This window comes from Roseomonas sp. F4 (genome assembly GCF_053891155.1).
The window spans coordinates 58,162-80,195 of the sequence record NZ_JBSSHK010000004.1 but is presented as its reverse complement, the minus strand read 5'-3'; the positions used below and the strand labels follow the sequence as shown (position 1 = coordinate 80,195).

Genomic DNA, 22,034 nt, shown 5'->3' with positions numbered 1-22,034 from the left:
GCTGTAAGGGTGCTGGTATTGTGAACGTCATGTCAAAAAACGATATGGATCGTGGTACCAACGGGGTGCTTGTGTCGGCAGAAGCAGCCGAATGAACAGGCTCACACACGTGTTGGTCCTGCTGCCCTCTACCCGATTCGGTGGGACGGAGGGCCATAGCGCGCAGCTGGCCGCCCGCCTGGCGACCCAGGCCGGCCTTCGGGTCACCTTGGCGGCCGAGCCAGCCCTGCTGCCCGCATTGTCCGCGGCCCTGCCGGCTGACCTTCCCAGTCCCACCCTGCGAGCCGCAGCCATCGGCTCTGGCGACACATCGCCGGCTGAGGCCGCGCGGCAGCGGGCGGCAGCGGCGGCGCTGATCGAGGAGCTGGCGCCGGACCTGCTGCTGCTGCCCCTGCCCTGGCCGAATGCCGGACTTGGCCTGATGCAGGCCGGGGCTGACCTGCCGCGCCTCATCGTGCTGCATCTCGCGCCCGATGGCCCCGCACCGCCGGGCATCGCCGAGGCCCTGCCCGAACTGGCGCTCGATGGCGCTGCCTGGTGCGCCGTTTCCGCCCCAGGCGCCCGCCGCGCCGAGCGCATGTTTGGGCTGCGGCCTGGCTTCGTCGCGCAGATCGACAACCCCGCCCCCGCACCGCCCCGCGCGGAAGCCGTCCTGGTGCGGGCCGCGCTGCGACGCGCGCTGGGCCTTTCGGCGACCGACCCGCTGCTGCTGTTCGTGGGGCGGTTGGAGCGGGCGAAGGGCGCACATCTCCTGGCCGAGATCGCCACCGCCGCCGACATGACCCTGGCCTGCGCCGGTGCGGGCCCGTTGCGGGCTGAGCTCGACCGCAAGGCCGCGGCCGATCCTGCCCGGCGCCTGCGCATGCTGGGCCAGTTGGCCGACCCCACCGCCTGGTATCAGGCGGCTGATGCCTTGCTGCTGCCCTCCACGCTGGAGGGGCTGCCGCTGGTCTTTCTCGAAGCCGCCGCCGCGCAATGCCCGGTGATCGCGACGGAAGCCGCCCTGGAAGGACTTGGCTCCAGGGCCGCCAGCCTCGCCCGGCTGGTGCCCGAACCGACGCCACAGGCCTTCGCCACCGCGGCGCGAGAAGTGCTGGGCGACCCCGCCGGGACGATGCGGCTTGTCCGCCTCGCCCAGGCCGAGGCCGCGCGCCGGTCCTGGGACCGAATTCTACCTGAATGGTTGGGCCTGCTGCGGGCCGCCAGCGCCAGCCATCATGCCAGCCGACTGGAGACGACCGCATGACCGCCTTCCTGATTGGCGAGGCCGAGCGTGCCAGCATGGCCAGTGGTCAGCCCAGCCTTGTCGCCGCGCCGGGCATGGCTGGGCTGGACGCCCTGCCCTTCCTGGTGCTGCGGCCGGTGCAGGGCGTGCTGTACCGGGGTGGCCGCGCCCAGGGCGGCGCCGTGCCGCTGCCGGCCGGACTTCGGCCGCTGGCCGTGCTCGCCCCTGATGCCTCGACCGCCACAGCCTTGGCGGAGCGGCTGCCTTCGGGGGTTCCGCTGCTTCTGGATGCCGATCCGCTGCCCGGCCTGCTCGCCCTTTCGGTGCAGGCGCTGACAGAATCGCGCGCCGCGCAGCTGGCGCTGATCGGCGCGCCCGGCAGCCGCCCGACCGCGCTGCGCACCCTGGTGTTGGATCTGCCGCCTGCGCCGCAGGGCGCGCCGCTGCCCGCGCGAATCAGCCAGCATCTGGGCCGGCCCGCGGAAGGGCTGGCCGCCATCGCGCTGCATGTCGCGGGCTCCCGCGCCAGCAGCGCCAGCCAACTCCGGGTGCGACTGCTGGCCGCCGGCCGGGTGCTGGCCGCCTGGGTAGTCGCCGGGGATGAGGTGCCCACCGGCTGGCTGACGCTGGAACTGCCCCGCCCCGCCCCGCCCGGCCCCGCCGAGGCATTGCTGGAGGTGGCCGTGGAGGTGGCGGGGTCGGATATCCTGCAACTCTCCGCCGGGGCAACCGGCGGCGCCGCGCCGCTGGCCCTCCGCGCCGAAGTGGCGGAGCCGCACCATCTGGTTCTGCCGCGCTATTTCGATTGGTCTGCCTGCCACCTTCCGGCGCCGATTCCTGGCCTCGCCATGCCGGTCTCGGCGCAGGCGATGGCCGCCGCGACCCTGACCGGTGCCAGCAGCCGCATGGTGGCGGCGGGCGGCGAGGCGGCGCGGCTGATGGTGGAGATCGCCGCCGGCGCCAGTGCGCAACTGCACCTGCCGACCCTGCCCCCGGGCACCGCCGACCTGGCGCTGGCCGAACTGTCCTGCCGGCTGGGTGATGCCACAGGCCTGCAAGCCTGCCTCCAGGCCGGGCCGGAGGGTGGCAAGCCGCGCGACAGCGGCTGGCGGCTGGCCGAGGGCAGCGGCGCCTTGCGCATCTCCATGTCGCTGCCGCCGGATCTCGGCGGCGCGCTGGCCTTGACCCTGGCGCTGCGCAACCGCGGCACCGCGTCGATGATGGTGGAGGTCACGACGTTGGCGCTGATGGCTGGGGCGGCTGGTACGCCGCGGCGGCTCGCGCCTGAGATGGGCCAGCCGCGCCGCGACGGCATGCAGCCCATCCGCCTAGCGGTGCCCCTGCCTGGCCGCATGGTCTCAGCCGCGCCCGAGGTGACAGAGGCGCCTGAGCTTGCGACCGCGCTGCCCACCAGTTCGCGAATGGCGGAGGCGCTGTCGGCGCCTCTGACCGTCGGCCTGCCCGGCCCACCGCCGCGCGCCACACCCACGCCACCGCCGCTGCTGGTCGCGGAAGCCGGGGCCCCGCTGCCGCCGCCCGCGCCTGACGCTGGCACCCCGATGACACCGCCGGCGCCGCTGCCCATGGTGGTCGGCGAAATGGCGCCGGGCGGCGCCGAGTTCCAGGACCTGCGGCTGCACCAGCACACCACCAATGCCGATGGCAGCTACCGCCATATCGACCTTGCCCTCACGGGGCTGGTCGCGGCGGCCGGCGTGTGGCGAGAGGTGCGGCTGAAGCTGTTCGACCGCCGCGGTACCATCGGGCTGGAATTCCGCCGCATCAAGGGCTGGCCCGCGATGTTCGAGACCTGGCCGCAGGATGGCAGCGACCAGTACGGCCCCTATTATCGGCTGGAGACCCTGCGCACGGTCGAATCGATGGCCAAGCTCGCCTCGGCCCAGGACCGTGCCATGCTGGCCGCGCTGCTGGAGCTGCTGCCGAGCCTCGCCCGCCGCGCCGCGCGCGTCGCCGGGTTGCCGCTGGAGGAGCAGGAAAGCTGGGCAGAGCGTGGCCGCGTGCTGATCGCCGCCGTGGATGCCAGCCGGGCCACGCCGGCGCGCGCCACCGTCGGGCCGGGATAAAAGCTGCGCCGGTTCAGCCCAGCCAGGCTTCCAGCCGCCGCGCCACCGAGTCCCAGCGGGCCGCGAAGTAGCGGTACAATGCCCAGTCCATGCCGTTCAGCTCCGCCATCCGGCCCATCAGCTCCGGATCGGCAAGGCGGGCGCTGATCTCGATGCGCTCGGCGTTCGCGGCGTCATTCACCCGCAGCCGGGCCTGCGGCGGCCGGCCCTGACCCAGCATCCGTGTCAGCGCCCGGAAGCTCAGCGCGTAGCGTTCCTGCAATCCGAGGAAGGCGTAGTTCGCCTCGACATGGGCGATCGCCGCCGCGGCGTCGCCGGCATCGACGATCGGCTTCGGCACCAGATGCCGCGCCGCCCGGTTACGTTGGCCGGGCAGGTCAAGGAAGGCATCGAAATGCGGGATGCGGCGGCGCACCTCCTCCGCCAACGGGTGCATGCGGGACCGCTGATAGAGGTAGTCGGAAACCAGCCGCGCCGCCGGCTCCCGCAGCAGGGTGAACAACCGCGCGCCGGGCACGCCTTGCATGAGCCGGGCCACATGGCGCTGCTGCACATGGCCGGAAGCGAAGCGGAAGGGGGCGGCGCCATAGGCCTCCAGCGCCTCCTCCACCGCCGTGTCGTAGCGCAGCATGGCCGGACGGCTGCGGTCCAGATGGTCGATATGCAGGCTGCGATAGGGCCGGAGGTGCTGCGAGATCTCCGAGGTCAGGGAGGAGCCGGCGGTTTTAGGCACATGCACGAATAGCCAGAGTGGCGGGTCGGAGGCCGCGACCCAGCGATCGAAATCGCCGGCGAAGAAGGCCTGCAAGGGGGTCATGCGGCGACCAGTGCGCCCGCCAACAGCGGCTCCACCCCACGCAGGCGCCGTGCCACATGGTCGTAGATCGCGCAGTCCAGCGGGTTCAGCGCGCGGATGCGCGCCGCCGTCTCGGCGCTGATGGCGTCGCCGCCGTCGTCATCCGTGTTCACATTGGCCCGCAGCCTGGGGGCGCGGGCCCCGCCGGCCAGGGCGGTCAGGGTGCGGAAGGACAGGTCGTACATCTCCTGCACGCCGATGAAGGTGAAACGCTGCTCGACATGGGCGATGCAGGCGGCGGCATCGCCGCGCCGGATGAGGTCCTGCGGCACCAGATGCTGCGTCGTCTTGTCCATCTCCCAGCGCAGGTCGAGATAGGCGTCGAGTGTCGGGACCCGGGCGCGAAACGCCTCGAATCCCGGCTGGCGCGGCGATCGCTGGTGGCGGTAGTCGGAGACCACTCGCGCCACCGGATCGCGCAGCATGGTGATGAAGCGTGCCCGGGGCATGCGCTCCGCGATGCGGGTGACATGCCGGGCGACGATATGGCCGGAGGCGAAGCGGATGCCGCGCGGTTCCGCCTGGTCGAGGAACCGCTCCACCGCATCGTCGATGCGGTCGTGGAAGCTGCGCGTCGTATCCGTGTAGTCGACGTGGATATTGATGTCGGGCGGCAGGATCGCGGCGAGTTCGGCGCGCAGCGACGTGCCGGCGGTCTTCGGCACATGCACGAAGATGCAGGGGGCCTGGTCGAGCCGGGCCTGTCGCAGGTAGTCCACGACCCGGGCCTCGAACAGTAGCGACATCGACATCTTCAGGGCTCCATCCCGCTCGCCGTCAGCGGCCTATCAGGCCGCGCAGATGCGCGAGCACGCGCTCCGCCGCCTGGGCCGGGGTCTGGCCTTCCGTCTCGATCCTCAGTTCGGGATGTTCCGGCGCCTCATAGGGGCTGCTGATGCCGGTGAAGTTGCGGATCGTGCCCTCGATCGCCTTGGCATAGAGGCCCTTCGGGTCGCGCCGGATGCAGGCCTCGATCGGGGTATCGACGAAGACCTCGATGAACTCCTGCGCGCCCATCATCTCCCGCACCATCTGCCGCTCTGCCCGGAAGGGCGAGATGAAGGAGCACAGCACGATCAGCCCGGCATCGACGAACAGCTTCGCCACCTCCCCCACCCGGCGGATGTTCTCCACCCGGTCGGCATCGGTGAAGCCCAGGTCGCGGTTTAGGCCATGGCGCAGATTGTCGCCATCCAGCGTGTAGGTGTGCCGGCCCTCCGCGTGCAGCGCCTGTTCCACCAGCTTGGCGATGGTGGACTTGCCGGAACCCGACAGGCCGGTGAACCAGATGGCCAGCGGCTTCTGCCGGTCCAGCGCCGCGCGCGCCGCCTTGTCCACCAGGAATTCCTCCTGATGGATATTGGTGGCGCGGCGCAGGCTGAAGCTGACCATGCCGGCGGCGGCGGTGCGGTTGCTGAAGCGGTCTACCAACACGAAGGCGCCGGTCTGCCGGTTCTCCGCATAGGGATCGAGCGGCACGCGCTGCGCGGCGGAGAGGTTGCAGAAGCCGATCTCGTTCAGCTCCAGCCGCCGCGCCGCCTGATGCTCCAGCGTGTTCACATCGACGCGGTGGCGAATGGAGGTGACGGAGACCGGCGTCCAGAGATGGCCGGCGCGCATCAGATACTGCCGGCCGGGCAGCAGCGGCTCCTCGTCCATCCACAGGATATGGGCGGCGAACTGGTCGGTGACGGCGGGGCGTTCAGCCGGGGGCGCCAGCACGTCGCCGCGCGCCACATCCACCTCATCGGCCAGGCAGATCGTCACCGCCTCCCCGGCCACGGCTTCCGGCTGGTCGCCATCGGGGCCGAGAATACGGGCAACGGTGCTGGACTTGCCCGAGGCAGCAACCACCACAGGGTCGGCCAGCGCCACGCGGCCGGAGGCCACGGTGCCCGAAAAACCGCGAAAATCCTGGTTCGGCCGGTTCACCCATTGCACGGGGAAGCGGAAGGGCCGCGACGCGGCCTCGGCCTCTGGCTCCACCTGTTCCAGATGCGCGATCAGCGTCGGGCCGCGATACCAGGGCGTGTTGCCGGAGGCGGAGGAGACATTGTCACCGAAGCGGGCGGAGACCGGGATCGGCTGCAAAGTATGAAAGCCGAGCCCGGCGGCGAAGGTGGCGAAATCACCGGCGACGCGGTCGAAGACCGCCTGGTCGAAGCCCACCAGGTCGATCTTGTTCACCGCCAGCACGACATGCCGGATGCCGAGCAGGGAGCAGATATAGGCGTGGCGCCGCGTCTGGGTCAGCACGCCGCGCCGGGCGTCGCACAGGATGATCGCCAGGTCGGAATTGGACGCGCCGGTCGCCATGTTGCGCGTATACTGCTCATGCCCCGGCGTGTCGGCGACGATGAAGCTGCGGCGCGGCGTGGCGAAGAAGCGGTAGGCGACATCGATGGTGATGCCCTGCTGGCGCTCCGCCTCCAGCCCATCGACCAGCAGCGCGAGGTCCACCTCCTCCCCCACCGTGCCGTGCTTGCGGCTGTCCTTGGTGATGGCGGCCAGCGTGTCTTCCATGATCAGGCGGCTGTCGAACAGCAGGCGACCGATCAGGGTGGATTTGCCGTCATCGACCGAACCGCAGGTCAGGAAGCGCAGGAGGCCCCGCGCGTCCTGGTCATGGCGGCCGGTTTGGCGGAGGCTGTCCATCATATGGTCCACAGGGCCCAATCTTGCGATGTGGCTATCCCATGCCGCGCCTTGCCCGGGCAAGATGCGCAATGACTGACGGGATTCCACGACCATGACCGACCACGCCCCCTTGCTGGCCCGCTTCGCCGCCATCGCCGCGGAGGCCGGCGCCCGCATCGTCGAGGTGCGCGCCCGGCCGCATGACGTGACCGCCAAGGCGGATGGGTCCCCGCTCACCGAGGCGGATCTGGCGGCGGAGGCAGTGATCGCCGCCGCCCTGCCCGCCGCCGCCCCCGGAATCGCCGTGGTGTCGGAGGAGGATGCCCAGCGCGTTGCCCCGCCGCCCGGTGCGCCCTTCATCCTGGTCGACCCGTTGGACGGCACCCGCGAATTCCTCGGCCCGTCTGGCGAATTCACCGTGAATATCGCGCTGATCGAGGATGGGCGGCCAGTCTGCGGCGTGGTCTACGCGCCGGCGCTCGGCCGCATCTGGCGGGGCGCACGAGGCCATGGCGCGGCGATGGCGCAGTTGGCGCCCGGCGCCGATCCGGGGCGCGCCGACTGGCGGCCGATCCGCGCCCGCCCCTGCCCGGCGGCGGATTGGACCGCGGTGGCCAGCAAGTCGCACATGGATGCGGAAACCGAGGCCTATCTCGCCCGCCTGCCGATCGGCGAGCATCGCGCCATCGGCTCCTCCCTGAAGTTCTGCCTGCTGGCGGAGGGGGTGGCCGATGTCTATCCGCGCTTTGGCCCGACCATGGAATGGGACACGGCAGCCGGCCAGGCGGTGCTGGAGGCCGCCGGCGGCCGGGTGGAGACGCCGGAAGGCGCGCCCTTCACCTATGGCAAGGCGGCAGGCGGCTTCCGCAATGGCAGCTTCATTGCGTGGGGGGCTGCGTAGCCTCCGCATCGCTGTCCAGCAGGTCCAGGAGCTCCATCGATTCATCGGCGAATTTGCGGGCGAAGGGCCGCTTGCTGGCGCGCAGCTCCTGGAACTGGGTGGCCTGCAGGAAGACGAAGGGGCGCGGCGACAGGTCCCAGCGGACATGGACCGGCCCAAGGTCGCGCCGTTCCGGCTTTTCCGCCGCGGCCATGAAGGCTGTCTGGAAAAAGCTCTCATCCGGCACGGCGGAAAAGCGGAACTGGCGCAGGAACTCCGGATCCGCTTCCAGATGCGCCAGGATCCGCGCCAGGGTCGCCGCCGTCAGCGACCACCATTGGCTGCCGATGTAGTAATTCGTGCGTGCGACGAAGGCCGCGCGGGTGGGCAGCAGCTCCATCGCCTCCCGCAATTGCGGGATATCGCCGGGGACGAGGAAGCGCTGGGTCAGCGGGCCTTTCAGCGCGCCGAGCTGGGTGTCGGGCAGGAAGACACGCTCCAGCCGCGAACGCCTTTCGTCATGCACGCCGGAACGCAAGCCGATGGCATCGGTGTCGGAAGCCAGGAAGGAGGCCAGCATCGTATCCGACTGGATCGGATAGGTGTCGCCGGAGATCAGGGTGAAGCGGTGATAGTCGCGCATGCCGCGTGCCTGGGCCAGCATGGCCAGCGTGGTATCGATCATGGAAAAGGCGCCCCAGCGGATATCGAAGCGCTGGTCGGCCAGGTGCAGACGCCCCGGCAGCTCGTCGGCTTCCACCTCCAGGAAGGGCGCCTGATCGACCTTGGCGTCGACATGCAGGAAAACGTCGCCATGCCGGCGAAGTCGGCGCAGCAGGCGGCGGCAGACCAGCGGCGCGCGATGGGCCAGGACGATGAAGGCGCAGTCGCGCATGGACTCCGGGCCCTTTCTCAGCCTGCGGCCGCGAAGGCGACATGTGGGAAGTGGTGGCGCAGGCTGTGCTGCCAAACGCCCTTGTTCTTCCCGTAGTTGTTGTCGTGCAGCACGCAGTCCTTCCCGAGCAGCGCGGCCCCGATGCCGACATGCAGGCGGTCGCTTTCGATCGGCGGGGCGGTGCGGATCGCCTCCAGGAAGGACCAGCTGGACATCTCCGCCTTGCCGGGCCAGGTGCCGAAGGCGAAGATCGCGGAGATATCGGCATCGGCCCCACCGATCGGACCGGCCCGCTCCACGTCGCGGCGCGCGAAATAGACGCGCGGCTTGGCCTGAAGCGCGGCGAGGTTGACCTTGTGGCGCTCCAGCGCCTCCTCGAAGGCAGGCTGGTAGACGGTGGGCGCATCGCTGTGGCGCAGCAGCCGTTCGGCGTCCAGGTGGAAGGCCATGTCATGGCCCAGCAGCACCCGCGCCCGCGTCGCGACCTGCAAGGCGTGCTGATAGCTTTCCACATCGCGCGCGATCAGCGTGATGTTCGGCCCCAGCATTTCCAGCACATCCTCGTTGCCGCGGATGGTGTGCGGCAGAAGGATGATCTCCTTCGCCTTGTCATGGAAGTTCAGCAGGGCCTTGCGGATGGTGCCATAGGCCGGGATGAAGTTGCCGCCGCCACCCAGCAGCACCGTCTGGTCCACCACATCGGCGCCGGAGCCCACGGCCTTGTAACGGATGTTCATCCGTTCGAGGCAATGCATCGACGCCATGTTGATGAGCGAATCCCCGGCATTGCCGGAATTCGGCAGGAACAGGACGGACTTGTTGCGAAGAGGAAGCAGGACTTCCTCGACCAGCATCCGGTGAAACCTCATATTCATCACGCGCTCCCGACTGGGGCATTCACGACCAGAACACTGCAGACCACCGCCGCTGTAGCCCATCAACGGCGCCGGCCTGAAGCGCGGCGCGCAGGATAGGACATGCTGGCTGTCATTTCTTGGCCTTTGGCGCGAAGCCGTGCATAAGTAAACCCAGATGCCGACCGGCCTTGCGACGACACGGCACGGCGACCCGAGGCGCCTGCCGCCCGCAGTCTGCTGCGTGACCGCCCCGCGATGCCGCGTCAAGATGGAACGGTATGACGAGAGCGGCACGCCGCCTGCATGCGCGGTTGACAGTCGGGGCAGGACCCCGTTTGACGGCGCCGCTGCCGGAATGGCAAAGGCGGTGCGGTTTGGCAGGGCTTTGGCGTGTGGGGGGCTGCCCCCGGTGGAGGGTGGTCTGCAACTCGGCCTGAAATGTCTCGCCCCCCTTCCGGATGGCCGTTGCCTTCTGGTCGGCTGGGCCAGCGCATCGGCCAAGCTGGCGGCCGAACTGGCCGTGATGGATGGCGAGGCCGCCTGCCCGATCGAACACAGCATCTTCCTTCCCATGGCCGAATGCGGCGAGGCCGGCCTGGCCGCATTCACCTTCTGCCTGGTCGCCGGACAACTTCCCGCCATTCCGCGTATCCTGCTCCAAGCCGGCGACCGGGCGGTCGAGGCCACCGTGGAGGACAGCGAGCCGGGCCTCGGCCTGGTCCGCCTGCTGGCGGAACAGCCGCCGGCGCTGGGCTTCACCCTGCTGCGCGATGCCGCCGGCCAGCCCGCCCTGGCCGGGTTGCTCGATTTCGACAACCGCCCCTTCGGCGCCTTTGCCGACTGGATCACGCGCCTGCACCCGGTGCGCGGCAAGCAGGTAGAGGCGGTTCCGGGGCTGGAGGAGGTGGAGAGCCTGACGTCCCTCGCCGGGGATGTGCTGGTGGTGGTGCGTGGCAGCGCCCCCTTCCCGCCCGAGGCGCGGCTGGAGGTCGCGCTGATCGGGCTGGCGCCGGATGGTCGCGGGACCAGCCAAAGCCTGGCGCTGCCACTGCTCGAAGCCCACGTCGCCGCCCTGCCCCAGGCCCTGGTCTTTCACGGCCGCATCGATCCCGCCTGGATCGACCGTCTGTCGCTGCTCGAAGTGGTGCTGGAGGTTCGGATACGGGCGGAGGAGCCGCTGTGGCTGCGCTGCCGTCCGCGCAGTGCAACGGCGCCGGACCTGCTTGACGCGGTCTGCCGCACCACGCCCTTCGCCGAGGCCGGGGAGGCCGCCGCCGCCGCCGCGCTCAACCTGCTGCGGCTGCTGACCGCGCGGCGGGAAGCGGCCTTCGGGCCGATGCTGGCCAGCCTCGCCGCCCAGCGGCCGCGGGAGGCCGGCGGCCAGTTGCCACGGCTCGGCCTGATCCTCGGCGCGGATGACCCGATCGCGGCCCGGCTGTTCCAGGTGACCGCCCCCGAATTCGAAGGGCGCTGCGACCAGCTTCTGATCCTGGGCGATGCGGCGGAGGAGGTGGCGCAGCCCTTCCTGCGCCGGGGCCGCCTGCCGGTACTGGTCGGCCCCGCGGCGCTGGACGCGCTGCGGGAGGCCGGCGGCCGTGCCGGCGTGCTGGCGGTAGAGGCACCGCGCTTCGCCGCGGCCGTGGCGCGCGGCCGCCCGGCGGAGGCCTTCTCCCGCGCCCTCGGTGCCGCCGATCTCGCGCGGCTCCTGGCCCTGCATGGCGTGGCGGGCTGCGAGCCATCGCTGGCGGATTCCCTGGTCCGGCTGTTGCGGCTGGAGCGTGTGACGCCGGGCGAGGCGGCCTTCCAACCGGTGCAGCGCGGCTGGAGCAGCCCGCATGCGGCGGAGGTGGTGAACGCGCATCTCGCGCGGCTTTGGACCCAGGGTCCGACGGAGGCGGCGCGGCATGTCTGACAGCGGACGCCCGGCCGAACGGGTCTGCATCGTCGCCCACTCGCACCCCGAATTCTCCAAGGGCGGTGGCGAGCTGGCGGCCTATCGGCAGTTCGAGACCATGCGCGCGGCCGGGCGTCAGGTGCTGTATGTCGGCGCCTGCGAGATCGGCAGCCAATACGCCGAAAGCCATGCGATCGAGACGGTGATGCCCTTCGCGGAGGACGAGTACGTCTTCTCCTTCGCCGGCATGGCGGAAGACCGGCTGGCCTGGGACGACCCCTTCCAGCGCCGCATTCTGGTCGAATTCCTCGCTGGGCTGGATTGCGATGTCTATCACTTCCACCACTACTGGCGGCTCGGCGTCGATCTGATCGATGAGCTGATGCAGGCGCGGCCGAAGGCGCGCTTCGTCATGACGATCCATGAGATGCTGGCGATCTGCCTGCACCACGGCCAGATGGTGAAGACCCGGTCGCGGGAGCTGTGCCGCAAGGAATCGCCCTTGCGCTGCCTGGCCTGCTTCCCCGACCAGACGCTGGAACGCTTCGCCTATCGCAAGGCGACACTGCTGTCCGTGCTGGCGCGCTTCGACGCGGTGATCCATCCGAGCGAGTTCATCCGCGCGCGCTACCGCGAGTGGGGCCTGACCACGCCGCATGACCCGGTGGTAGAGAACTACCTGGGCGACGCGATGCTGGCGCAGCCGCGCGAACCCGCCGATGCCGCGGCCATGGCGCACCGCTTCGGCTTCTTCGGCCAGCCCACCTCCTTCAAGGGCCTCGATGTGCTGCTGCGGGCGCTGCCCATGGCGCTGCGTGGCAATCCGGACATCGTGCTGACGGTCTTCGGCGCGGAGCGGGAGGATGTGCTGCGGCTGTTCCCGACGCTGGAGACGATGATCGAGGCCGCCGGCCCCAGCCTGACCTTCGCCGGGCGCTACGACCCGGTGGATGCGGTGGATCTGATGCGCAGCGTCGGTTGGGTGGTGGTGCCCAGCGTGTGGTGGGAGAATTCTCCGGTGGTCATCCAGGAAGCGCGCCGCGCCGGCACGCCGCTGATCGTGTCCGACATCGGTGGCATGGCGGAGAAGGTGCTGCACGGCGTGGACGGGCTGCATTTCAAGCGCGCCGCGCCGGTGGACCTGGCGCGGGTGATGAGCCAGGCGACGGAGCCCGCGCTGCGCGCGGCCCTCGGCGCCAGCATCCGCGACGTGCCGGGGCGCGCGGAATTCCTCGCCGCCCTCGATGCGGCCTATGCGGCGCGCGCCGCGGCGGAGAGCCTGTGATGAAAGCCCAGCTGCGCCTTGCCATCGTGATGTCGCATGCCAGCCGCAACATGCTCGGCGCGACACGCGACATGATCCTGGCGCGGGCGCTGCGCGCGCGCGGCGTGGATGCGCGCATGTTCCGCATGCATGCTGGCACGGGGACGGAGCGGGAGATGCTGCTGGATGGCAGCGTGCCCGGCACCTTCTGCGCGCCCGACAACCCGACCGATATCCCGCACCGCCAGACCTCTGCCGCGCTGCGGGCGGAGATCGCGGAATTCGCGCCGGATGTGGTGTTCTACAAGGGCCTCAGCTACCGCGTGAACCAGGACGTGCAGGATTCGCTGCCTGCCTCCACGCGCATTGGCCTGGTCATCGGTGGCGCGGTGACGGACCCGCTGGTACCACGCGCCAGCCTGGTGCTCGGCGAATACAACGAACAGATGCAGCGGCACTTCCCGGCGCTGGCCAGGGCCAAGCGGGCGGTGGTACTGCCGAAATACATCGACCTCGCCACGGTCGGGCCGGGCATGCCGGTGCCGCTTGCCGATGCCGCCTATGACATCGCCAATGTCGGCAACTTCGCGGAGGCGCGGAAGAACCAGAGCGTGCTGCTGCCCTTCGTCGAGCGCCATCGGGTGCTGCTGATCGGCGGTGGCCCGATGCTGCCGCCGTTGCAACGGGAATACCGCGGCAATCCCCGGCTGTCCCTGCCGGGACGTCTGCCGCAGCCCAGGGTGTTCGAGCATCTGCGCCGCGCCCGCATCATGGTGCATACCTCGACCATGGACGGTCTGCCGCGCGCGACGGTGGAGGGCATGGCCTGCGGACTGCCGGTCATCGCCTTCCATGAGACCATCTCCGGCGGCATCCCGCCGGGCGCCGGCATGCTGGTGTCGCGGGAAGGGCTGCCGCATGCGGTGGAGCTGCTTCTGGCGGATGACGGGTTGCGCCAGCGCATGGGCCGCTTCGCACGCCGCTACATCGAGCGCACGCACGGCGTCGCGGCCATCGAGGCCTGCGCTGAGGAAGTGATCCGGCTGCTGACGGAGGCCTGACCGCCCCGCCCCGTCTTGACCCGCGCCTCTCCCCCGCCGAGCCTGCCGGCGGAGGAAACACTCATGTCCCAGACGTCGCAGCCGCCGAGCCCCGTGGCGGCAGCCCTGCTACCCGGCTTCCGTCACCAGCGCATCCGCACCACGGGTGCAGAGATCATGACCGCCATCGGCGGCGCCGGCCCGCCTTTGCTGCTGCTGCACGGCAACCCGCTGACGCATGTCAGTTGGCACCGGGTGGCGCCGGAGCTGGCGAAGCACTTCACCGTGGTGCTGATCGACCTGCGCGGCTACGGCGACAGCAGCAAGCCGGAGGGTGGCGAGGACCACGCCGCCTACAGCTTCCGCGCAATGGCGCAGGATGGCGTGGAGGTGATGCAGACGCTCGGCTTCACCCGCTTCGGCGTCGCCGGCCATGACCGCGGCGCGCGGGTCGCCTTCCGCATGGCGCTGGATCATCCGGAGAAGGTCTCGGCCCTGGCCTCGCTGGACATCGTGCCGACCTGGCACCTGCTGTCCAATATCACCTTGGGTTGGGGGCTGGAGAGCTACCACTGGTTCTTCATGGCGCAGAAGGCGCCCTTCCCTGAGAAGCTGCTCTGCGCGGACCTGAACTATTACATCAACTACAAGCTGAACAAGAAAGGCGTCGGCCTTTCGATCTTCTCGCCCGAGGCCTTTTCCGAATATGCGCGCTGCACGACGCCCGAGCAGATCCATGCGGTCTGCGAGGATTATCGTGCGACGGTGACACTGGACTATGAGATGGATCGCGCGGATTTCGGCCAGAAGCGCATCGCCTGCCCGGTGCTGGTGCTCTGGGGCAGCAACAGCCATGTCGGGCGGCACCTGGCGGTGATGGAGGCCTGGACGCCCTGGGCGCCGGATCTGCGCGGCTGGGCGATCCCCACGGGGCACTACCCCTCGGAACAGCGCCCTGACCTGGTGCTGGGGGCGTTCCTGCCCTTCTTCCAAGGTGAGGAGCCGAGGGAGGCGGTGTAGCAGCCGCCACCCGGCCGCTTCCGCGGCCACCCTCCCCCGTAAACGGTGGAGGGCCGGGGTGGGGGCAAGGCGCGACCTCAGCCCCGCGCCTTCGCCCGCCCCTGCGCCAAGTCCCAAGGCAGCTGGAAGAAGATCTCGTCCCAGCCCCAGAACTGCCGCAGCGAAGTCCGCAGCGCATTCGGGGGCAGCACAGGCCGGCGGCCATCCGGCGCGGTCACCGGCAGCACCGGCGCCAGCAGGTCGCGCCAGAAATCGGCTGACATCCAGGCATCCACCACGCTGGCATGACGCGCGAGAGACAGGTCCGCCCGGCGCGGGGCGATGCGCATCGGCGGCGTGCCGAGGAAGATACCCTCCTTGCCGAAGAACCGTGCCTCCGCGACCACGGAGGAGGAAACGCCGATGACGCGGCGCACGGCATTCTGCGCCAGCAGCACATAGGCATTCTCCCGCGTCTCCTGGATGCGGGACAGGCGGAGCCCGACCTGGTGCAGGCCGAAGCCGTCCGGATTGTAGGGATGCGGCTTATAGAGCACCGCCTCCTCCGGCCCGATGGCGGCGTGCAAGGCGGCGGTGAAATGCGACAGGTCCAGCAGCTTGCCGTCACGGATCAGCGCCCGGTCCACCTGCGTCTGACCTACCAGCATGCAGCGCGCGGTGATCGGCTGGCGCGGCGGCATCTTCACCGCCGTGGCGGACAGAAGATCCGCCCAGGGTTCGAAGACATGGTCCTCCGCATGGTACGGCAGCAGACGGGCCAGGATTTCGGGATGGCCGGTCTGTACCGCGAAGAGCACATCAGGGCCGAAGCGGTAGGGGTGGATATTCACGTCGACCCACGCCACACCCATCCAGCTGAACAGGCGCTTTTGCAGCTCCGTCAGTTCGAACCCCACCACCACCGCGACATCGTGCAGGGACGTCGCCAACATCGCCAGGGCATCGCGCGGCAGGTCCGGCGCGTCGAACAGCCCGACCCAGCCGGACACATCCGGGATGGCGCCGGCGGCGGCGTAGAAGCCCGGCGTGTCGAAGCCCCGCACATCGCCCTCGGGCGAGGCGGCACCCGGCTCATCCCAGATCAGAGCCTCCACCGGCAGCGCGCTGGCATTGGCCAGGGCGCGGCGCATCAGGCGATGGAACCAGAGGATGTTGCCGTTCTGCGAAGCTTTGAACAGACGATCCTGCGGCCGCAGCAGATCGCCGGTGACGAGGATGCGCCGCGTCATTCAGGCCGCGCGCTCGATCCGCAGCCAGCCGAGGCCGAGGCCGAGTGTACGGCCGTCACGCAGGGGGCCGGTCGCCGGGTCGGTATAGCGCTCGCCGTGCAGCAGCAGCGTCACCCGTGCTCCGGGCGGCAGCGCCGGCAGTATGACGACGCCCTGGCAGGTCACCACGGCGCCGTCCCGCGCCACCTGTTCCAGATCCAGGTTGAGGCCATCGAGGAAGGCATCCAGGCCAGCGGGGTCCAGAGTCGCGCCAAAGGGGGCGCGCAGCGCCAGCGTGACGCGCACCGGGCCGCCGCCAAGAGCCGGCAGTTGCACCGTGGCGCAGCGCGACAAGCCCGACCAGCGCAGCGCGCCGGCATCGGTGGGCTCGGCCGGATACCAGCCGAAGCCGGCAAAATCGTCGGAAGCGACGTCGAAGGCGACGGGGCCTTCCTCCGGCCGCGCCTCCCCCGCCGCGGCGGCCTCCTGGCGGTCGGCGGGGATGAAGGGCAGCGGATCGATCCGCATCCGCTCCTCCCGCGACAGCGCGTCGGCGGCGCGAAGCTGGGCCAGGGCTTCGACCTGGGCGGAAAGGCGGGCGACCTCCTCCACCAGATACTCGCCGAACAGGCGCGCATCGGGGTCGAGCCGCGCCAGGAAGGGCGCCGCCACTTCCCGCATCCGCGCCGCCTGGGCGTGGAGCAGGGCGGATTCGATCAGCGCGGCAGCGCGGTGATCTGGCGAAAGATCAAGCAAGGGATGATGGCCGTGCGACAGGATAGGCCCCCTCCTGCGGGCGATGCATTGGTAGCCGAGGGCAGGCCGCGCGGCTACAGCTCCGCAACATCCGACACGCCGGGTAGCACCTTCATCGCCTGCATCAGCCGGGGGGAGACGTTGAAGCGGCCGGGCAGGACGATCTCCACCTCCTGACCCGGGCCGGTCATGGGCACCAGTCGCACCTCGCCGCGGCCCTTGCCCTCGCGGCCCAGCATGTCCCGGATGCGTTCCACCACGCTGCCCTGGTCGAGCCAGAGGCGGATGCCCTGGCCCTGGGATTGCGCCACCTTCTCCAGCGGCTCCAGCTCCTGCGCCGTCAGGCGCACGGTGTCGCCGTCCAGCCGCACTTCCGTGGTCACCAGCAGCGCTGTGCCCTCGGTCAGCATGCCGTCGGCGCGGGCCAGGGTTTCGCTGAAGAAGGTGACCTCGAAACTGCCCTCGGCGTCGGAGAAGCGGACCCAGGCCATCTTGTTGCCGGACTTGGTGCGGCCCGACTTCACGGCGACCACCGTGCCCGCCAGCTTCATCCGCGCGGCCCCCGCCCGCGCCTTCTCCGCGATGCGGGAGGAAGGCACGGCACCGAGCTTGCCCAGCACGCGCTTGTAGGTGTCCAGCGGATGGGCGGAGAGGTGGAAGCCCACCGCATCCGCCTCGAAGGACAGGCGTTCCAGCTCCGGCCAGTCCTCGGCCTCGGGCAGGCGCAGGGGTGGCGGCGCGGTTTCGGCGCCGAACATGTCCCGCGTCGGGTTCAGCCGGCGTTCCGCCGCTTCCTGCGCGGCGCGGAGGACGAATTCCATGCCCTGGACCATGCGCGCCCGGTTCGGCTCCAGGCTGTCGAAAGCACCGGCGCGCGCCAGGTTTTCGAGCTGCATCTTGTTCAGCAGCTTGGGGTCCACGCGCCCGGCGAAATCCGACAGCGAGGTGAAGGGCGAGGTGGCATCGCGGGTGGCCACAAGCTCCCGCATCGCGGTCATGCCGACGCGCTTCACGGCGGCGAGCGCGAACCGGATGGCGGGGGTGCCGTCCTCCTTCGCCTCGATGCGGAACTCCGCGCCGCTGCGATTGATGTCGGGCGGCAGCACGGCGATGCCGAGGCGCGAGGCCTCCTGCATATGCCCCGCCAGCTTGTCGGTATTGCCGAGGTCGAGCGACATGGAAGCGGCGAGGAAGGCCACCGGATGGTTCGCCTTCAGCCAGGCGGTCTGGTAGCTGACCAGGGCATAGGCGGCGGCATGCGACTTGTTGAAGCCGTATTCCGCGAACTTCTCCATCAGGTCGAAGATCTCGCCGGCCTTGGCGTCCGGCACACCATTCTTCGTCGCGCCCTCGACGAAAATCTTGCGCTGGGCCTCCATCTCGGAGCGGATCTTCTTGCCCATGGCGCGTCGCAGCAGGTCGGCGCCGCCCAGCGTGTAGCCGGCCAGCTCCTGGCTGATCTGCATGACCTGTTCCTGGTAGACCAGGATGCCGTAGGTCTCGCCGACGATCTCTGCCATCTTCGGATGCGGCGCCGCCCAGTTCTCGCCATGCTTGCGCTGGCAATAGGCGGGGATATTGGCCATCGGACCCGGGCGATACAGCGACACCGCCGCGATCAGATCCTCGAAGCGGTCGGGGCGCATCATGCGCAGGCATTCGCGCATGCCCTGGCCTTCGAACTGGAACACCCCCGCCGCATCGCCGCGCGCCAGCATGGCGTAGGTCTTGGCGTCATCCAGCGGCAGCGTGTCGAGGTCGATGGTGACCCCCTGCCCCTTCAGCAGTTCCACCGCGCGCTGCAGAACCGTGAGCGTCTTGAGTCCCAGGAAGTCGAACTTCACCAGCGACGCCTGCTCGACATATTTCATCGAGTACTGGGTGATCAGGTCCGGGCTGCGCGGGTCGCGGTACAGCGGCACGATATCGACCAGCGGTTCCCTCCCGATGACCACGCCGGCGGCGTGGGTGGAGGCGTTGCGGTACAGCCCCTCCAGTTCCTGCGCGACTTCCAGCAGGCGGTGCACCTGTTCGTCGCCGCGCTGCATTTCCTGCAACTTCGGCTCGCCCTCGATCGCCTGGGCGAGCGTCACGGGCTTGGCCGGGTTGAAGGGGATCAGGCTGGCGATCCGGTCTACCTGGCCATAGGGCAGACCCATGACGCGGCCGACGTCGCGCACCGCCGCCTTGGCCTGCAACTTGCCGAAGGTGATGATCTGGGCGACGCGGTCCTCGCCATATTCGCGGCGGACATAGTCGATCACCTCATCCCGCCGGTCCTGGCAGAAGTCGATGTCGAAGTCCGGCATCGAGACGCGCTCGGGGTTCAGGAAGCGCTCGAACAGCAGGCCCCAGCGCATCGGGTCGAGGTCGGTGATCAGCAGCGCCCAGGCGGCGACCGAACCCGCACCCGAACCACGCCCCGGCCCCACCGGAATCCCCTGTGCTTTGGCCCATTGAATGAAGTCGGCCACGATCAGGAAGTAGCCGGAGAAGCCCATGCTCTCGATGACGGACAGTTCGTAGGCGAGGCGTTCGCGATAGGGTGCGCGCGCCGCCTCCTCCAGCCCCAGCACGTCCAGCCGGCCTTCGAGGCCGCGCCTGGCCATGGTGGCGACCGTCTCGGCCTCCGTCATGCCCGGCATTACCTTCGGGCAGACCGGCAAGGCAGGCTTTTTCGATTCCGCCATCACGGCGCAGCGTTGCGCGATAGCGAGCGTGTTGTCGCAGGCCTCGGGCAGGTCGGCGAACAGCTCCCGCATCGCGGCGCTGGATTTGAAGAAATGCTCGGCGGTGACGCGACGGCGGTCGGGTTCCGCGATCACACGGCTTTCCGCGATACACAGCAGCGCATCATGCGCCGCATGCATGCTGGCCTCGGCGAAGTACACGTCATTGGTGGCGACGATGGGCAGCGCGGCCTCATCAGCCAGGGACAGCAGCCCGGCCTCCACCATCTTCTCCATGGCCAGGCCGTGGCGCTGGAGTTCCACCACCAAGTCATCGGGACCGAAAATGTCCTTGAGCTGGGCCAGCAGCTTCGCCGCGGCGTCACGCCGGCCTTCGGAGAGCAGCCGGCCCAGCGGCCCGGTGGTGCCACCGGTCAGCATGATGATGCCCGCCCGATGCGCGTCCAGCGTGGCCAGCGAGATGCAGGGCAGGCCCGAAACATCGCTGCCGAGATAGCCGGCCGAGGACAACCGCTGGAGATTGTCGAAGCCCGCCGCATCCCGCGCCAGCGCCACGATCGGGTCCGGCCGCTGCCGTGAGGGGTCGTTGCCGCGCCCGCCTTCATCCGTGGTCGCGCGCGACAGGAAAAGCTGGCAGCCCATGATCGGCTGGATGCCCTTGCCGGAACAGGCCTGGGAGAATTCCAGCGCGCCGAACAGATTGCCCGAATCGGTCAGCGCCACCGCCGGCATTCCCGCCGCCCGCGCCAGGGCCGGCAGCTTTTCCGCCTTGATCGCGCCCTCGCTGAGGGAATAGGCGGAATGGGTGTGGAGGTGGACGAAGGACAAGGACGGTGGCTCCGGCTTCGCGGCCACGATACCCCCTACGTCAGCCCGGCTCCAGCGGCGTGGACTGCACGACATTGGGTTGCACAAGCGGCAGCAGGGCCGAGGGGGGCACGGCTTCGCCTGCCTGATCGCCGTCCAGCACCTCCGCCATTTCCGCCCCGCTGCCGGTCCAGGGGTCAGGCGCAAGCAGGTGGAACCGGTAGCGGGGATCGGCCAGTGGCAGCAGATCGATGTCGATGCGCCGGCGCGGATGGTACAGCCCCAGGATAAGCGATCGTCTCCGCCATCGAGAGCCAGCAGGCCAGTCAGGAAAAGGTGCTGGCCTAGACGACGAGATGGCGGGCCGCACGCAGGGCCGGAAAATCCTTCATCGGCCCCATGCTTGGCACGAAGGTCGCCGCGGGAAAGCGCTTCCGCAGCGCTGCCGAATAGGCATCCTCCCCGAGATGGCCCAGGAAGACCGCCGGGCGGCCTGTCGCCGCGATCAGGCGCTCATAGAAGGCCAGCGGGATCGGGCGGTAATCCTTGTGCACGCCGCCCAGGATTTCCGCCCCCTGACACAGATGACGAGGCTCTCCTCGGGAAAGGTGCGCGGCGCCGCCGGGCCTTGCCGAAACACCAGCCGTGCATCGCGCGCGCAGGATGGCCCTCGCCGCCATATGCTCGAACATGCGGTTGCCCATACCCCCCCAGGCGCTGGACCAGGACGGGTCTCATCAACAACGGCCCAGATGGCGGGGCGGCCCGAAGCCCATTACCATGGACGTGAAAGTCGGGAGCATGGACGAATGAAGCTGCACAGCTATCTCACCCCGGACGGCATGTTCGACTACGAGAAGTACAAGGCGGTGCAGGAAGCCGGCAACCGGCGCAAACTTCATTCCCATTGGGTCCATCGCGAAACCATTGGCTTCCTCTCCAACTGGCTACGGCAAAATATCGATCCCCTGAAATTCGGCCTGTGTCACGGTACGCGCCGTGGCTATGAGCAGACATGGATGCGGGAGCAGTTGGACATCGAGGTGATCGGCACCGAGATCAGCCCGACGGCGACCGAATTTCCCCATACCATCCAGTGGGACTTCCACGACACGAAGCCGGAATGGCTGGAGTCGGTCGATTTCATTTACAGCAACTCCTACGATCACAGCTACGATCCGGAGAAGTGCTTCACCGCCTGGGCATCCTGCCTACGCGTCGGCGGCGTGATGCTGCTGGAACATACGGATCAGAATTCCCCCAAGGCCGTGAACGAACTGGACCCCTTCGGCGCGGAGCGGGACGAGCTGGTGGCGATGCTAAACCGCATCGGCGGCGACCATTTTGGCGTGCGGGAGGTGATCGGCACCTTTCCCTTCACACCCGCCGCGCATCTCAAGAACCTGCACTTCATCATCGTCGAGAAGCGCCAGCGGATGGATGGCCGGTGACGGACAGCGACTTACCGCTGCTCCGCCGTGCCATCGCGCTTTCCGGCGAAGCGCGCGCCGCAGGCCAGCACCCCTTCGCCGCTTTGCTGGCCGATCCGGAAGGCCGCGTGCTGATGGAGGAGATCAACGGCTTCGGCCCACACGGTGACGGCACCGCCCATGCCGAACGGCTGCTGGCCACCCGTGCCTGCCTGGAACTGCCGCCGGATGTCCGCGCCGCCGCCACCCTGGTCACCAGCGCCGAGCCCTGCGCCATGTGCGCCGGCGCCATCTACTGGGCCGGGATCGGCCGCGTGGTCTATGGCCTGTCAGAACGCCGGTTGAAGGCGCTGATCGGCCCACATCCCGAAAACCTGACCATGGACCTGCCCTGCCGCGACGTCTTCGCCGCGGGGCAGCGGCGCATCCAGGTGGTGGGTCCGCTGCTGGAGGATGAGGCGGAGGCGCCGCATCGGGGCGCGTGGTAGGAG

General features: G+C 69.5%; 18 protein-coding genes. 9 read left to right on the top strand and 9 right to left on the bottom strand.

What is annotated here, in order from left to right:
- The first annotated feature begins 91 nt into the window (after window positions 1-91).
- Together ACVFYP_RS16785 and ACVFYP_RS16780 are read left to right on the top strand one after the other, a co-directional pair.
- Window positions 92-1,246 carry a glycosyltransferase family 4 protein gene (locus tag ACVFYP_RS16785; RefSeq protein ID WP_499201350.1) on the top strand — a complete coding sequence of 385 codons (1,155 nt, stop codon included), beginning with the start codon at window positions 92-94 and terminating at the stop codon, window positions 1,244-1,246.
- The gene (locus ACVFYP_RS16780; RefSeq protein ID WP_499201349.1) at window positions 1,243-3,309 is read left to right on the top strand and encodes a DUF6212 domain-containing protein; all 2,067 of its coding nucleotides are present in this window, start codon (window positions 1,243-1,245) and stop codon (window positions 3,307-3,309) included. The genes ACVFYP_RS16785 and ACVFYP_RS16780 overlap by 4 nt, the downstream gene beginning before the upstream one ends.
- A 13-nt stretch (window positions 3,310-3,322) precedes the next feature.
- Here the strand turns inward: ACVFYP_RS16780 and ACVFYP_RS16775 are convergent, their stop codons facing one another.
- From ACVFYP_RS16775 to cysN, 3 genes are read right to left on the bottom strand one after another with little or no spacing between them, the layout of a single operon-like run.
- Window positions 3,323-4,126, bottom strand: coding sequence for a sulfotransferase family protein (locus ACVFYP_RS16775; RefSeq protein ID WP_499201348.1), 804 nt, complete (start codon window positions 4,124-4,126; stop codon window positions 3,323-3,325).
- Window positions 4,123-4,917 (bottom strand): hypothetical protein, encoded by a 795-nt coding sequence (locus ACVFYP_RS16770; protein WP_499201347.1) that lies wholly within the window; start codon window positions 4,915-4,917, stop codon window positions 4,123-4,125. The genes ACVFYP_RS16775 and ACVFYP_RS16770 overlap by 4 nt, the downstream gene beginning before the upstream one ends.
- A 25-nt stretch (window positions 4,918-4,942) precedes the next feature.
- Entirely contained in the window at window positions 4,943-6,820 is a 1,878-nt protein-coding gene (cysN, locus tag ACVFYP_RS16765) for a sulfate adenylyltransferase subunit CysN (RefSeq protein WP_499201346.1), read from the bottom strand.
- Between the two features lie 94 nt (window positions 6,821-6,914).
- Here cysN and cysQ point away from each other — a divergent pair, with 94 nt between their 5' ends.
- Window positions 6,915-7,703: a 3'(2'),5'-bisphosphate nucleotidase CysQ gene (gene cysQ / locus ACVFYP_RS16760; RefSeq protein WP_499201345.1), complete on the top strand. Its 789-nt coding sequence runs from the start codon at window positions 6,915-6,917 to the stop codon at window positions 7,701-7,703.
- Here the strand turns inward: cysQ and ACVFYP_RS16755 are convergent.
- The gene (locus tag ACVFYP_RS16755; protein ID WP_499201344.1) at window positions 7,681-8,577 is read right to left on the bottom strand and encodes a beta-1,6-N-acetylglucosaminyltransferase; all 897 of its coding nucleotides are present in this window, start codon (window positions 8,575-8,577) and stop codon (window positions 7,681-7,683) included. The genes cysQ and ACVFYP_RS16755 overlap by 23 nt on opposite strands.
- A 17-nt stretch (window positions 8,578-8,594) precedes the next feature.
- A complete protein-coding gene (locus ACVFYP_RS16750) occupies window positions 8,595-9,452 on the bottom strand; it encodes a polysaccharide pyruvyl transferase family protein (RefSeq protein WP_499201343.1) in 858 nt (285 codons plus the stop codon).
- Window positions 9,453-9,843: 391 nt separating this feature from the next.
- Here ACVFYP_RS16750 and ACVFYP_RS16745 point away from each other — a divergent pair, with 391 nt between their 5' ends.
- The 4 genes from ACVFYP_RS16745 to ACVFYP_RS16730 all read left to right on the top strand — a co-directional run bounded on the left by ACVFYP_RS16745 (window position 9,844) and on the right by ACVFYP_RS16730 (window position 14,652).
- Window positions 9,844-11,346, top strand: a complete 1,503-nt coding sequence (locus ACVFYP_RS16745) for a hypothetical protein (RefSeq protein ID WP_499201342.1) — start codon at window positions 9,844-9,846, stop codon at window positions 11,344-11,346.
- Complete coding sequence (locus tag ACVFYP_RS16740; protein WP_499201341.1) at window positions 11,339-12,613, top strand: glycosyltransferase; 1,275 nt, start codon at window positions 11,339-11,341, stop codon at window positions 12,611-12,613. The genes ACVFYP_RS16745 and ACVFYP_RS16740 overlap by 8 nt, the downstream gene beginning before the upstream one ends.
- The gene (locus ACVFYP_RS16735) at window positions 12,613-13,653 is read left to right on the top strand and encodes a glycosyltransferase family 4 protein (RefSeq protein WP_499201340.1); all 1,041 of its coding nucleotides are present in this window, start codon (window positions 12,613-12,615) and stop codon (window positions 13,651-13,653) included. Before ACVFYP_RS16740 ends, ACVFYP_RS16735 begins: the two co-directional genes overlap by 1 nt.
- 63 nt (window positions 13,654-13,716) lie before the next feature.
- Window positions 13,717-14,652 (top strand): alpha/beta fold hydrolase, encoded by a 936-nt coding sequence (locus tag ACVFYP_RS16730; protein ID WP_499201339.1) that lies wholly within the window; start codon window positions 13,717-13,719, stop codon window positions 14,650-14,652.
- A 77-nt stretch (window positions 14,653-14,729) separates the two neighbouring features.
- On the opposite strand, the gene ACVFYP_RS16725 is transcribed toward ACVFYP_RS16730, so the two are convergent.
- From ACVFYP_RS16725 to ACVFYP_RS16710, 4 genes are all read right to left on the bottom strand, one after another.
- Entirely contained in the window at window positions 14,730-15,881 is a 1,152-nt protein-coding gene (locus tag ACVFYP_RS16725; RefSeq protein WP_499201338.1) for a hypothetical protein, read from the bottom strand.
- Window positions 15,882-16,616, bottom strand: coding sequence for a hypothetical protein (locus ACVFYP_RS16720; protein WP_499201337.1), 735 nt, complete (start codon window positions 16,614-16,616; stop codon window positions 15,882-15,884).
- Between the two features lie 74 nt (window positions 16,617-16,690).
- Complete coding sequence (dnaE, locus tag ACVFYP_RS16715; protein ID WP_499201336.1) at window positions 16,691-20,134, bottom strand: DNA polymerase III subunit alpha; 3,444 nt, start codon at window positions 20,132-20,134, stop codon at window positions 16,691-16,693.
- A gap of 323 nt (window positions 20,135-20,457) precedes the next feature.
- Window positions 20,458-20,667 carry a hypothetical protein gene (locus ACVFYP_RS16710; RefSeq protein ID WP_499201335.1) on the bottom strand — a complete coding sequence of 70 codons (210 nt, stop codon included), beginning with the start codon at window positions 20,665-20,667 and terminating at the stop codon, window positions 20,458-20,460.
- 255 nt (window positions 20,668-20,922) lie between these two features.
- On the opposite strand from ACVFYP_RS16710, the gene ACVFYP_RS16705 reads away from it, so the two are divergent.
- Window positions 20,923-21,564, top strand: a complete 642-nt coding sequence (locus ACVFYP_RS16705; RefSeq protein WP_499201334.1) for a class I SAM-dependent methyltransferase — start codon at window positions 20,923-20,925, stop codon at window positions 21,562-21,564.
- On the top strand, window positions 21,561-22,031 hold the full coding sequence (locus ACVFYP_RS16700; protein ID WP_499201333.1) for a nucleoside deaminase: 471 nt from the start codon (window positions 21,561-21,563) through the stop codon (window positions 22,029-22,031). Before ACVFYP_RS16705 ends, ACVFYP_RS16700 begins: the two co-directional genes overlap by 4 nt.
- Window positions 22,032-22,034: the final 3 nt, after the last annotated feature.

Bases quoted from the DNA above. Each gene is read 5' to 3' on its own strand.
- ACVFYP_RS16785 (WP_499201350.1), top strand. From the start codon at position 92: ATGAACAGGCTCACACACGTGTTGGTCCTGCTGCCCTCTACCCGATTC.
- ACVFYP_RS16780 (WP_499201349.1), top strand. From the start codon at position 1,243: ATGACCGCCTTCCTGATTGGCGAGGCCGAGCGTGCCAGCATGGCCAGT.
- ACVFYP_RS16775 (WP_499201348.1), bottom strand. From the start codon at position 4,126: ATGACCCCCTTGCAGGCCTTCTTCGCCGGCGATTTCGATCGCTGGGTC.
- ACVFYP_RS16770 (WP_499201347.1), bottom strand. From the start codon at position 4,917: ATGTCGATGTCGCTACTGTTCGAGGCCCGGGTCGTGGACTACCTGCGA.
- cysN (WP_499201346.1), bottom strand. From the start codon at position 6,820: ATGGACAGCCTCCGCCAAACCGGCCGCCATGACCAGGACGCGCGGGGC.
- cysQ (WP_499201345.1), top strand. From the start codon at position 6,915: ATGACCGACCACGCCCCCTTGCTGGCCCGCTTCGCCGCCATCGCCGCG.
- ACVFYP_RS16755 (WP_499201344.1), bottom strand. From the start codon at position 8,577: ATGCGCGACTGCGCCTTCATCGTCCTGGCCCATCGCGCGCCGCTGGTC.
- ACVFYP_RS16750 (WP_499201343.1), bottom strand. From the start codon at position 9,452: ATGAATATGAGGTTTCACCGGATGCTGGTCGAGGAAGTCCTGCTTCCT.
- ACVFYP_RS16740 (WP_499201341.1), top strand. From the start codon at position 11,339: ATGTCTGACAGCGGACGCCCGGCCGAACGGGTCTGCATCGTCGCCCAC.
- ACVFYP_RS16735 (WP_499201340.1), top strand. From the start codon at position 12,613: ATGAAAGCCCAGCTGCGCCTTGCCATCGTGATGTCGCATGCCAGCCGC.
- ACVFYP_RS16730 (WP_499201339.1), top strand. From the start codon at position 13,717: ATGTCCCAGACGTCGCAGCCGCCGAGCCCCGTGGCGGCAGCCCTGCTA.
- ACVFYP_RS16725 (WP_499201338.1), bottom strand. From the start codon at position 15,881: ATGACGCGGCGCATCCTCGTCACCGGCGATCTGCTGCGGCCGCAGGAT.
- ACVFYP_RS16705 (WP_499201334.1), top strand. From the start codon at position 20,923: ATGAAGCTGCACAGCTATCTCACCCCGGACGGCATGTTCGACTACGAG.